Genomic DNA, 13,162 nt, shown 5'->3' on the forward strand with positions numbered 1-13,162 from the left:
TTATGGCGTCTCATTACGAAGCACCTATTAGAAGACCTTTAGTTACAGGAGAAAAATCGTATCACGATGTTACTGTCGATGTCGCAAGACCAGTTGAAGGCAAAGCCAATAAAGCGTGGTGGATTGTATTCAGTATTGCTTTGGTTGCATTCCTTTGGGGAATAGGTTGTATTATTTATACCGTATCTACGGGTATTGGAGTTTGGGGTCTTAACAAGACTGTAAACTGGGCGTGGGATATTACTAACTTCGTTTGGTGGGTTGGTATTGGTCACGCAGGAACACTGATTTCAGCTGTTCTTTTATTATTCCGTCAAAAATGGAGAATGGCAATTAACCGTTCTGCAGAGGCAATGACAATCTTTGCGGTATTCCAAGCAGGTTTGTTCCCAATTATTCACATGGGTCGTCCATGGTTAGCATATTGGGTATTACCAATTCCAAACCAATTTGGTTCGTTATGGGTAAACTTTAACTCACCTTTACTTTGGGATGTATTCGCAATTTCTACTTATTTATCTGTATCATTAGTATTCTGGTGGACAGGTTTATTACCAGATTTTGCAATGTTAAGAGACAGAGCTGTACGTCCTTTCCAAAAGAAAATTTATGCTTTAGTAAGTTTCGGTTGGTCAGGTAGAGCTAAAGATTGGCAACGTTTTGAAGAAGTATCTTTAGTACTTGCTGGTTTAGCAACACCTTTAGTACTTTCTGTACACACTATTGTATCTTTTGATTTCGCTACTTCGATTGTACCAGGATGGCATACAACAATTTTCCCTCCTTACTTCGTTGCAGGTGCAATCTTCTCAGGATTCGCAATGGTAAATACACTTCTTATTATTATGAGAAAAGTGTGTAACCTTGAAGATTATATTACAGTACAACATATCGAGCTAATGAACATTGTAATTATGCTTACAGGTTCTATAGTAGGTGTAGCATATATTACAGAGTTATTTATTGCTTGGTATTCTGGTGTAGAATACGAACAGTTTGCATTCTTAAACAGAGCAACTGGACCTTACTGGTGGGCATACTGGTGTATGATGAGTTTTAATGTTTTCTCACCTCAATTTATGTGGTTCAAGAAACTTAGAACAAGTATTTTGTTCTCATTCTTTATTTCTATCGTAGTAAACATAGGTATGTGGTTTGAACGTTTCGTGATTATTGTAACATCATTACACAGAGATTACTTACCATCATCATGGACAATGTTCTCACCAACATTTGTAGACATCGGAATTTTTATTGGTACAATAGGTTTCTTCTTTGTATTATTCCTATTATACTCACGTACATTCCCTGTGATTGCACAAGCGGAAGTGAAAACAATATTAAAGTCTTCAGGTGAGCGTTACAAACGTATGAGAGAAAATGGAGAGTCACTATCAGGAACTGGTTCTGACGTCAGAACTTCTCATGTTAAAATTACTAGTGATGAAACAATAGTTACTAAGCCTGTTAAAGATACTACAGAGCAATTAGATCATTTATTGAAAGGTATTGGTGAATTTGATGCTTCATCTCAAAAAGCTGATGACTTAAAAGTTATAAGTGGTATTGGTCCAAAAATGGAAGAAGTACTTAATGATATAGGTATCTTTACTTACTTACAAGTAAGTAAAATGACAAAAAAAGAATATGATTTGTTAGACGAAATTACAGGTTCTTTCCCAGGAAGAGCAGAACGTGATGATTGGTCTGGACAAGCAAAAACCTTATTAAACAACTAATATAGTATATGGAAGCTTCAAAAGTAATTCATGCTATTTATACCGATGATGATGTATTAATGTCAGCTGTGAAAACAGTAAGGGCAGAAAAATATCACATTGAAGAGGTATTTACACCTTTTCCAGTTCACGGACTAGACAAGGCAATGGGATTAGCTCCAACACGTTTAGCAATAACAGCATTTTTATATGGTTGTGTTGGTTTAGCAGTTGCATCGGCAATGATGAACTATATAATGATTGTAGATTGGCCACAAGATATTGGTGGAAAACCAAGTTTTAGTTTTTTAGAAAACTTACCTGCGTTTGTACCAATTATGTTTGAACTTACAGTGTTTTTCGCAGCCCATTTAATGGTAATCACTTTTTATATGAGAAGTAGAATATGGCCATTTAAAGATGCTGAAAACCCTGATCCTAGAACAACAGATGACCATTTTTTAATGGAAATAGCTGTTCATAATAACGAAGAATCATTAACTAACTTGTTGAAAACTACAGGTGCCGTTGAGATAAATATTGTAGATAAAGATGAAGATGCACATTAATATGAAGATAGCCACAAAGTATATCGCAGTATTAGGGATGTTGGTAGGTCTTGTATCTTGCCAAAATAACTCTAGTAGAAATTACCAATACATGCCTAACATGTATGAGTCTGTTGGTTATGAAGCTTATCAAGAGTCTGATGCTTTTGGAAATGGAGTAGAAGCTCAATTACCAGCTGAAGGATCAATACCAAGAGGTGATTTTATGCCTTTTGAAATTGAAAACACAAACGAAGGTTTCCTATATGCTAAAGAGAACCTAAAAAGCCCTTTAGATTCAACTCAAGTTGATTACGAAAAAGGAGGTCCTTTATTTGCTATTTACTGTGGTATTTGTCATGGTAATAAAGGTGATGGTAAAGGTAAATTGGTACAAAGAGAAAAAATATTAGGTGTTCCTCGTTACGATGATGCTGGTAGAGCAATTACTGAAGGTGGTATTTATCATACAATTTATTATGGTAAAAACACAATGGGTTCTTATGCTAACCAATTGAACGAAGAAGAACGTTGGCAAGTTGTTGCTTATGTTGAGAAACTTAAGGCTGATTTAGAAAAATAAGATTTAGATAAAGATTATATAATGGAATATAAAATTTCAAATCGATTAAGAATTGTAGCTATCATATTAATGTTTTTAGGAGCTTTAGGTGTTGGTTATGGGTTTATTGATTCACATAGTGTTGATGAAGATAATATTGCTGAATTTATAGCAAACGAAGGTCATCATGGAGATGAACACGCTACTGAAGCACATGGTTTAGAAGAAGATCACGTTGAAGCTGATCATGGACATGGAGCTGAAGCAGAAGTTGAAGGTCATGAATTATCTCATGAAGAACATGTTTTACACCAAATTCATAATAGACCATATGCAGCTTTATATGTAGCAGCATTCTTTTTCTTTATGATTTCATTAGGTGTTTTAGCTTTTTACGCTATTCAATATGCAGCACAAGCTGGTTGGTCTCCTGTACTCTTTAGAGTTATGGAAGGTATTACTTCTTATGTATTACCTGGTGGACTTATTTTATTGATAATTGTTTGGGTAGCGGATAGTCATATTTTTATCTGGATGGATGAAAATGTAGTTGCACACGATGCGTTAATTCAAAATAAATCGAGTTGGTTAAATAAAACTTGGTTTTTAATCAGAGGTTTAATTTTCTTAGGAGGATGGTCTACTTATCGTCATTTCTCAAGAAAGTTTTCTGTAGCACAAGATCTTGCTGATATTAATGATAATAGCAACTTTAAAAAGAACTTTAGAATCTCTGCAGCATTTTTAGTATTCTATATCTATACAGAATCTATGATGTCTTGGGATTGGATTATGAGTGTTGATCCACACTGGTTTAGTACTTTATTTGGATGGTACGTATTTGCAAGTATGTTTGTAAGTGGTATTACAGTAATTGCTTTAATTACAATATACCTTAAATCTAAAGGATTATTAGAATTTGTAAATGATAGCCATATTCATGATTTAGCTAAATTTATGTTCGGTATTAGTATTTTCTGGACTTACTTATGGTTTTCTCAATTTATGTTAATTTGGTATGCTAACATTCCTGAAGAAGTTACATACTTCGTTACACGTATAGAAGATTATAACTTACCATTCTTTGGTATGGTTGCATTAAATTTCTTATTCCCTTTATTACTATTAATGAATAGTGATTACAAACGTATTCCTTGGTTTGTAGTAATGGCTGGTGTAGTGATCTTATTTGGTCATTATTTGGATATATTCAATATGATTATGCCTGCAACAGTTGGAGATAGATGGTTTATTGGAATCCCAGAAATTGGATCAATATTATTCTTCGCTGGATTATTTATACTAATAGTATTTAATTCGCTTGGTAAATATCCATTATTAGCAAAAGGGAATCCTTTCGTTAAAGAAAGTGAACATTTCCATTATTAATATTAAACAAGAAAAGAAAAGATAATGACAGCATTATTTACGATTATAATTGTACTTTTTGTAGCAGTTGCTATATGGCAAATGGTTAAGATTTTTGACATTGCTCAAGTTGGTACAACACAAACACAAGTAGCAGACGATAAGGATAACAAGATCAATGGCTATTTAATGATTGCGTTCTTAATTTTTGTTTACGTAATTACTATTTTATGTTTTTGGTTTATTGGTGATTTGCCTTTATTATCAAATGCAGCTTCAGAACATGGATCTAAAGTAGATAATCTTATGATTATCTCTTTAGTTGTTATTTTTATAGTACAAACTATAACTCAGTTTTTATTACACTACTTTGCTTTTAAATATAAAGGTGAAAAAGGTAAAAAAGCATTTTTCTATGCTGATAACAATACTTTAGAGTTTATTTGGACTATTATTCCTGTTATTGTTTTAGCGGGTTTAATAATCTATGGTTTATTCACTTGGAATGATATTATGAATATCGATGAAGATGAAGATCCTATGGTTATTGAGTTATATGCACAGCAGTTTAACTGGAAAGCACGTTACAGTGGAGCCGATAATGTTTTAGGTAAAGCTAATGTTAGATTAATTGATATTGACCGTGCTAACATTTTAGGAGTAGATGAAGAAGACCCAAATGCTCAAGATGACATTATTGTATCTGAATTACATTTACCAGTAGGGAAACCAGTGGTATTTAAAATGAGATCTCAAGATGTATTACACTCAGCATATATGCCTCATTTTAGAGCTCAAATGAATTGTGTACCAGGTATGGTGACTCAATTTGGATTTACGCCTTCTGTAACTACAGCAGATATGCGTGAAAGACCTGAGATGATTGATAAAGTAAAAAACATCAATGAACTGAGAAGTGAACGTGCAGCTGAAATTGAAGAATCAGGTCAAGAATTAATATACGAATTTGATTACTTACTTTTATGTAATAAAATTTGTGGTACTTCTCACTACAATATGCAGATGAAGATTATTGTAGAGACTCAAGAAGAATTTGATGCATGGTTAAAAGAACAAACCACATTCCCAAATTCATTAAATTAATTAAGCTTTTAAGAAAAAGATAACAAACTTATGTCAGCAACTATAGATACACACGATCACGAGGATCACGAGGTACATCATCACAAACAAACATTTATTACTAAATATATATTTAGTTTAGATCATAAGATGATTGCTAAGCAGTACTTAATTACAGGTACTTTTATGGGGATTATCGGTATTTTAATGTCTATAATGTTTCGTATGCAAATCGCTTGGCCATCAGAGCCAAATGTATTGTTCGAAGCTTTATTAGGAAAATGGGCACCAGATGGTGTTATGAGTGCAGATGTTTATTTAGCACTTGTTACCATTCACGGTACTATCATGGTCTTTTTTGTATTAACAGCAGGATTAAGTGGTACGTTCAGTAACTTATTAATTCCATTGCAAATTGGTGCTAGAGATATGGCTTCTGGATTCCTAAATATGGTTTCTTATTGGTTGTTCTTTATCTCTTGTGTTATCATGGTAAGTTCACTATTTGTAGAAGCTGGTCCAGCTGCTGCAGGATGGACAATTTATCCTCCATTATCTGCTTTGCCAATGGCATCAGGTGGTTCTGGTTTAGGTATGACATTATGGTTAGTATCAATGGCTATATTTATTGCTTCTTCTTTAATTGGGGCTTTAAATTATATTGTAACAGTAATAAACATGCGTACTAAAGGTATGTCTATGACAAGATTGCCTCTTACAATTTGGGCTTTCTTTGTAACTGCCGTTATTGGTGTTGTATCATTCCCTGTATTATTATCTGCAGCTTTATTATTAATAATGGATAGAAGTTTTGGAACCTCATTCTTCTTATCAGATATATTTATTCAAGGTGAAGTTTTACATTATCAAGGTGGTTCTCCAGTATTATTCGAACACTTATTTTGGTTCTTAGGTCACCCTGAAGTATATATCGTTATTCTTCCTGCAATGGGTCTAGTATCTGAAATTATGGCGAGTAATTCACGTAAACCAATTTTTGGTTACCGTGCAATGATTGCTTCAATCTTAGCGATTGCCTTTTTATCAACGATTGTTTGGGGTCACCATATGTTCGTATCAGGTATGAATCCTTTCTTAGGATCTGTATTTACATTTACAACTTTATTAATTGCAATACCATCAGCCGTAAAAGCTTTTAACTGGATAACGACCATTTGGAAAGGTAATCTCCAAATGAATCCTGCCATGTTATTTTCAATTGGTTTTGTATCAACATTTATCACAGGTGGTTTAACAGGAATTATTCTTGGTGATAGTGCATTAGATATTAACGTTCACGATACATATTTTGTTATTGCTCACTTTCACTTAGTTATGGGGATATCTGCATTATATGGTATGTTTGCTGGTATTTATCATTGGTATCCAAAAATGTTTGGTCGTATGATGAACAAGAATTTAGGTTATATTCATTTTTGGATAACAGCAGTTTGTGCTTACGGTGTATTTTTTCCAATGCACTTTATAGGTATGGCTGGCTTACCAAGACGTTATTATTCTAACTCTTCATTTCCTTTATTTGATGATTTAACAAACACAAATGTTGTCATTACAATGTTTGCTATTATCGGAGGAATTGCTCAAATCATTTATTTATATAACTTCTTTGTTAGTATATTCTATGGTAAGAAAGCAGAACAGAATCCTTGGAGATCTACAACTTTAGAGTGGACAACTCCTGTAGAACATATTCATGGTAACTGGGCAGGTCCAATACCTCATGTTTATCGTTGGCCTTATGATTACAGTAAGCCAGGTCATGATGTAGACTTTGTACCACAGAATATTCCTTTAATGGAAGGTGAAGAAGAATTACAACATTAAATTAATTCCTTTGACAAAAGGAACTTCATAATAGATTAAAAAAGACCTTTGGATAGCTTATAGTTTCCAAAGGTCTTTTTCTTTATATTTGTTTAGGCTTGTTGTCATCTACAGCTAAGCTTAGAATCTATATTTCTAATAGCAGTGTAACCTAATAAGATTTCCGTTTTCACGGGAAGTAATATGAACGAAAACTTAAACCCAAATAGTGATAATTTTAGTTCAGAGGAACTAGATGTCGAAAAGAAATTAAGACCCTTATCGTTTGATGACTTTACAGGTCAAGATCAGGTACTCGAAAATTTACTGGTTTTTGTTCAAGCTGCAAACCTTAGAGAAGAAGCTTTAGATCATACTTTGTTTCATGGCCCTCCAGGTTTAGGGAAAACAACTTTGGCACATATATTAGCCAATGAGTTAGATGTTGGTATTAAAGTCACTTCAGGACCCGTTTTAGATAAACCAGGAGATTTAGCAGGATTACTTACTAATCTAGATGAGCGTGATGTACTTTTTATTGATGAAATACACCGTTTAAGTCCAATTGTAGAAGAGTATTTATATTCTGCAATGGAAGACTATAAGATTGATATTATGATTGAATCTGGTCCTAATGCACGGACCGTTCAATTAAACTTAAATCCATTTACCTTAATTGGTGCAACGACGCGATCAGGATTACTTACAGCTCCTATGCGTGCACGTTTTGGGATTCAGAGTCGCCTACAATATTATAAAACAGAATTACTCACTACGATTGTTCAGCGTAGTGCTTCTATTTTAAATATGCCAATTTCTATGGAAGCTGCTATTGAAATTGCAGGTCGAAGTAGAGGAACACCTCGTATTGCAAATGCATTATTAAGACGTGTTAGAGATTTCGCTCAAATCAAAGGGAATGGAAAAATCGATATAGCGATTGCTAAGTTTGCTTTAAAGGCACTTAATGTTGACGCTTATGGTTTAGATGAAATGGATAATAAGATCTTAATGACTATTATCGATAAATTTAAAGGAGGACCTGTTGGAATTAGTACAATTGCCACAGCTGTGAGCGAAAGTACAGAAACTATTGAAGAAGTCTATGAACCGTTCTTAATTCAACAAGGATTCATCATGAGAACTCCTAGAGGACGTGAAGTCACAGAACAAGCTTATAAACATTTAGGAAAGATTAAAGGAGCAACGCAAGGCGGATTGTTCTAATTAATTCGATTGCTAGTTTAAAAATGATATTTCAATGCTAATTTAATTACAAATAGCCCTATTTTGAAATCAGATAACAACATACCAACAGTTCCGTTAAGTCGGTTTTTCAAACATTCACTAGAAATTTTGAAGAATCCTTTACCATTTCATCATCAAAATTTTGAAGAACAAGGGGACGTTTTCAGATTGAAAATAGGACTTAAAAATAGTGTGGTATTTGTTAGAGATGCTAGTTTAGCAGAATATGTCCTTCAAAAGAATCAAAAGAACTATACCAAGTCTAAGATTCAGACTGTAGACTTAGTTAAATATGTCGGAACAGGTTTGTTAACAGCTGAAGGTGAACATTGGAAAAAACAACGAAAATTAATTCAACCCGCGTTTCATAAAAAACAATTAGCAAATCTATTAGATAGTATTAAAGGTGCTATAGTTTCAGAATATATTAAGATTGTGCCTAATGAGGTGATTGACATATTCCCGATTCTAAATGATTTGGCATTTCAAGCGGTAGTAAAATCCCTTTTTAGTAGTGCAGCCAATCAAGAAGATATTAATAGACTTCAGTATATAACGGAAGCAGCTCAAAAAATGTTGGTAAAAGAGTTGCGTCAACCATATTTAGGTTGGTGGTTTAATGTAAGTGGCGAAATTAAAAAACATGTTGATTTAACAGATGAGGCTAGAGAAATTCTAAAACGTATTGTTAACGAACGCCGAGCTTTAACAGTTAAAGAAAATGATTTATTAGACATGTTGTTAGATGCCAGATATGAGGATGGTAATCCGATGGAAGAAGAACAACTTATCGATGAGATTTTAATTCTATTTACAGCAGGTCACGAAACTACATCTAATGCGCTCACTTTTATAACACAACTTCTAGCATTGCATCCGGAATGGCAAGAACGAATTTTAGTAGAACGAAATACTATTCTTTCCGAAAGTGATGATTTAATGGATTTGGTAACTAAATCTAAGGTTTGTCAACAAGTCATTGAAGAAGGTATGCGATTATACCCACCGGTTTATTTTATAGATCGTGTGAATAAGGAAGCAGACGCTTTTAATGGTTTGGATTTTGAAGCCGGATGTAATCTTTTATTCTCCGTTTACGAAATGCATCGTCATCCTAAATTATGGGATCAACCAAATGAATTTTTACCAGAACGTTTCAATGAAGGATCTCGTAAATTCTCATCACAATATTTTCCCTTTGGTGCTGGTCCTAGAAAATGTATAGGTAATAATTTTGCAATGTTCGAAATGATTATTGCCGTTTCTGAATTAGTTTCCAACTATAAAATGATTCCAAATTTCGAAAGCATTAATATTACACCATTGATTACTTTAAAGCCTAAAAATGCATTTTTAAAGTTTGAAGCGAGACATTGATATTAAACAATAAAATAAAATACAGTGAAATGATTAAAACCGAAGCTAAACGTCTCGGTTTTTTATCTTGTGGTATAAGCCAAGCAGGATTTTTAGAAGAAGAAGCACCACGACTAGAAGCATATTTAAATAAGAATATGAATGGTGAAATGCGTTACATGGAAAATCATTTCGATAAACGTTTAGACCCAACTTTACTTGTGGAAGGTTCAAAAAGTGTTGTCTCCTTATTATTGAATTATTATCCTGAAGAAATTCAAACCGATGATTCTTACAAGATTTCAAAATACGCTTATGGTAACGATTACCATCATGTTATAAAACACAAGTTAAAATCACTTTTATATTTTATTCAAGATGAAATTGGTGAAGTTGGCGGACGTGCTTTTGTAGATTCAGCACCTGTTTTAGATAAGGCTTGGGCAGCAAAATCTGGTTTAGGTTGGATAGGGAAACATTCAAACCTTTTAACTCAAAAAGTAGGGTCTTTCTATTTTATAGCGGAACTGATTATCGACTTAGAATTAGATTATGATACTCCAGTTACGGACCATTGCGGTTCATGCACAGCTTGTATAGATGCTTGCCCAACAGAAGCCATTACAGATCCTTATGTGGTAGATGGAAGTAAATGTATTTCTTACTTCACGATAGAGTTAAAAGAAAACATTCCGACCGAATTTAAAGGCAAATTTGACGATTGGATGTTTGGTTGTGATATCTGCCAAGATGTTTGCCCATGGAATCGCTTTTCAAAACCACACAACGAACCCTTATTTAATCCACATCCTGAATTATTGGATATGACTAAAAAGAATTGGGAAGAAATTACAGAGGATACTTTTAGAAAAGTGTTTCAGAAATCTGCCGTAAAACGCACTAAATTTTCGGGTTTGGAACGGAATATTGAGTTTTTGAAGGATTAATTCTTATCTAAGAACTTTATTGTCAGACTAAAAAATAGTTTAATTAAAAATAAGAAATAGCCATTCGTTTTTAAAAACACAGGTTTCTATAGCAAAGGTTCAAATCCTTATATTTGTAGCTTAATCCAATTAGATTATGAGCAAACAAAGCAAACGTAGAGAAGCCTTAGTATACCATGCTAAACCAACTCCTGGAAAAATAAAAGTAGTACCGACTAAAAAATACGCATCACAACGCGATTTATCTTTAGCTTATTCACCAGGTGTGGCTGAGCCCTGTTTAGAAATTGCGAAGGATGTAGAAAATGTTTATAAATACACAGCCAAAGGAAATTTGGTTGCTGTAATTTCTAACGGAACAGCTGTTTTAGGATTAGGTAACATTGGTCCTGAAGCTTCTAAACCTGTAATGGAAGGTAAAGGTTTACTGTTTAAAATTTTCGCTGACATAGATGTTTTCGATATTGAAGTAAATACTGAAGATGTTGATGCGTTTATAGAAACCGTAAAAAATATAGCACCTACTTTTGGTGGTATTAATCTTGAAGATATAAAAGCACCTGAAGCTTTTGAAATTGAGCGTCGTTTAAAGGAAGAATTAGATATTCCTGTAATGCATGATGATCAGCATGGAACAGCAATTATTTCAGCAGCAGCTTTAATAAATGCTTTAGAAATCTCAGAAAAAAAGATTGAAGATGTAAAAATTGTAGTCAGCGGAGCTGGTGCAGCTGCAATTTCTTGTACACGTTTATACCAAGCATTTGGTGCAAAACGCGAAAATATTGTAATGCTAGATAGTAAAGGCGTTATTAGAGATGATAGAGATAATTTAACCTCTCAAAAAGCAGAATTTGCTACGCATCGTAAAATTGATACATTAACAGAAGCAATGCAAGATGCTGATGTATTTATAGGTTTATCGCAACCAAATATTGTTACTCCAGAGATGTTATTATCTATGTCAGACAATCCTATTGTATTTGCAATGGCTAATCCTGTTGCAGAGATTAGCTATCAGTTAGCAATAGACACAAGAGACGATATTATTATGGCAACGGGTCGTAGTGACCATCCTAACCAGGTTAATAATGTTCTAGGATTTCCATTTATTTTTAGAGGAGCTTTAGATGTTAGAGCAACTAAAATTAACGAAGCTATGAAAATGGCTGCAGTTAAAGCTTTATCTAAATTAGCAAAGGAGCCAGTACCAGAACAAGTAAATATAGCTTATGCCGAAACACGTTTAACGTTTGGTAAAGATTATATCATTCCAAAACCATTTGATCCTCGATTAATCGCTGTAGTTCCTCCTGCTGTTGCAAAAGCAGCAATGGAAAGTGGAGTTGCTAAAGAGCCTATTGAAGATTGGGAACGTTATGAAAATTCATTGTTAGAACGTTTGGGTTCTGATAATAAATTGGTGCGTATGCTATTGGGGCGTGCTAAAACGAATCCTAAACGTGTAGTTTTTGCGGAAGCAGATCAATTAGATGTTCTTAAGGCAGCTCAAATTGCTTACGATGAAGGTGTAGCACATCCAATTCTATTAGGTAGAAAAGATGCTATTATAAAATTAATGGAAGAGATCGAATTTGATGCAGATGTGCCTATTATTGATCCTAAATCAGATGAAGAGACTGATCGTAAAAATAGATATGCAGAAGCATATTGGAAAAAAAGAAAGCGTCAAGGCGTAACGGTTTATTCTGCTAAAAAAATAATGCGAGAACGTAATTATTTTGCAGCAATGATGGTTAATGAAGGAGATGCGGATTCTTTAATTACAGGATATTCTCGTAACTATCCATCGGTAATAAAACCGATGTTAGAATTAATAGGAATGGCTGATGGAGTTAGTAGAGTTGCAACAACTAATGTTATGATGACTGAACGTGGACCAATGTTTTTAAGCGATACATCAATAAATATTGATCCTACAGCATTAGATTTAGCTAAAATTGCTAGAATGACCTCACAAGTCACTAAAATGTTTGGTATAGAACCTGTAACGGCAATGATATCTTATTCTAATTTTGGGTCTTCTGAAAATCCAAGAGCAGAAAAAGTAAGAGAAGCCGTTGCTTATTTACATAAAGCATATCCAGAAATGATTGTTGATGGTGAATTGCAAACGGATTTTGCATTGAATGCAAAAATGCTTCAAGATATTTTTCCATTTTCAAAATTAGCAGGTCGTAAAGTCAATACGCTTATTTTTCCAAATTTAGATGCTGCAAATATTACATACAAATTATTAAAAGAGCTTAATAAGTCTGAATCTATTGGTCCAATTATGATGGGGATGAGAAAACCTATTCATATTTTACAATTAGGAGCTAGTGTAGACGAAATTGTAAATATGACAGCTGTAGCAGTTGTTGATGCACAAGAACGCGAAAAAAGACAATCAAAATAATTTCGAGATCAATAACAAAAAGATTATTAATTTCAACTATAAATGCCTGCTCTAAGTGGGCATTTATAGTTTTAAAAAATTAACAGTCT

10 protein-coding genes are annotated in these 13,162 nt (G+C 33.6%); all 10 read left to right on the forward strand.

The genetic code is table 11. The features are described from left to right. Positions 1 to 2 precede the first annotated feature (2 nt). The 10 genes from HSX10_RS04680 (at position 3) to HSX10_RS04725 (ending at position 13,073) form a co-directional block, all read left to right on the forward strand. Entirely contained in the window at positions 3 to 1,739 is a 1,737-nt protein-coding gene (locus tag HSX10_RS04680; protein ID WP_173587054.1) for a helix-hairpin-helix domain-containing protein, read from the forward strand. Between the two features lie 8 nt (positions 1,740 to 1,747). Then, positions 1,748 to 2,287 (forward strand): DUF3341 domain-containing protein, encoded by a 540-nt coding sequence (locus tag HSX10_RS04685; protein WP_173587055.1) that lies wholly within the window; start codon positions 1,748 to 1,750, stop codon positions 2,285 to 2,287. 1 nt (position 2,288) lies between these two features. After that, on the forward strand, positions 2,289 to 2,849 hold the full coding sequence (locus HSX10_RS04690) for a c-type cytochrome (protein WP_246293559.1): 561 nt from the start codon (positions 2,289 to 2,291) through the stop codon (positions 2,847 to 2,849). Between the two features lie 21 nt (positions 2,850 to 2,870). Next, positions 2,871 to 4,217, forward strand: coding sequence for a quinol:cytochrome C oxidoreductase (locus tag HSX10_RS04695; protein ID WP_173587056.1), 1,347 nt, complete (start codon positions 2,871 to 2,873; stop codon positions 4,215 to 4,217). A gap of 24 nt (positions 4,218 to 4,241) precedes the next feature. Continuing rightward, the gene (locus HSX10_RS04700; protein ID WP_173587057.1) at positions 4,242 to 5,300 is read left to right on the forward strand and encodes a cytochrome c oxidase subunit II; all 1,059 of its coding nucleotides are present in this window, start codon (positions 4,242 to 4,244) and stop codon (positions 5,298 to 5,300) included. Positions 5,301 to 5,330: 30 nt separating this feature from the next. Then, positions 5,331 to 7,124 (forward strand): cytochrome c oxidase subunit I, encoded by a 1,794-nt coding sequence (locus tag HSX10_RS04705; RefSeq protein WP_173587058.1) that lies wholly within the window; start codon positions 5,331 to 5,333, stop codon positions 7,122 to 7,124. Between the two features lie 183 nt (positions 7,125 to 7,307). After that, positions 7,308 to 8,330 carry a Holliday junction branch migration DNA helicase RuvB gene (ruvB, locus tag HSX10_RS04710; RefSeq protein WP_173587059.1) on the forward strand — a complete coding sequence of 341 codons (1,023 nt, stop codon included), beginning with the start codon at positions 7,308 to 7,310 and terminating at the stop codon, positions 8,328 to 8,330. A gap of 63 nt (positions 8,331 to 8,393) precedes the next feature. Then, positions 8,394 to 9,728, forward strand: a complete 1,335-nt coding sequence (locus tag HSX10_RS04715) for a cytochrome P450 (RefSeq protein ID WP_173587060.1) — start codon at positions 8,394 to 8,396, stop codon at positions 9,726 to 9,728. 29 nt (positions 9,729 to 9,757) lie between these two features. Further along, on the forward strand, positions 9,758 to 10,654 hold the full coding sequence (queG, locus tag HSX10_RS04720) for a tRNA epoxyqueuosine(34) reductase QueG (protein WP_217363231.1): 897 nt from the start codon (positions 9,758 to 9,760) through the stop codon (positions 10,652 to 10,654). Positions 10,655 to 10,790: 136 nt separating this feature from the next. Continuing rightward, positions 10,791 to 13,073: an NADP-dependent malic enzyme gene (locus HSX10_RS04725; protein ID WP_173587061.1), complete on the forward strand. Its 2,283-nt coding sequence runs from the start codon at positions 10,791 to 10,793 to the stop codon at positions 13,071 to 13,073. Positions 13,074 to 13,162 lie beyond the last annotated feature (89 nt).

The sequence above is a fragment of the Winogradskyella undariae genome (assembly GCF_013285155.1).
Lineage (GTDB): Bacteria > Bacteroidota > Bacteroidia > Flavobacteriales > Flavobacteriaceae > Winogradskyella > Winogradskyella undariae.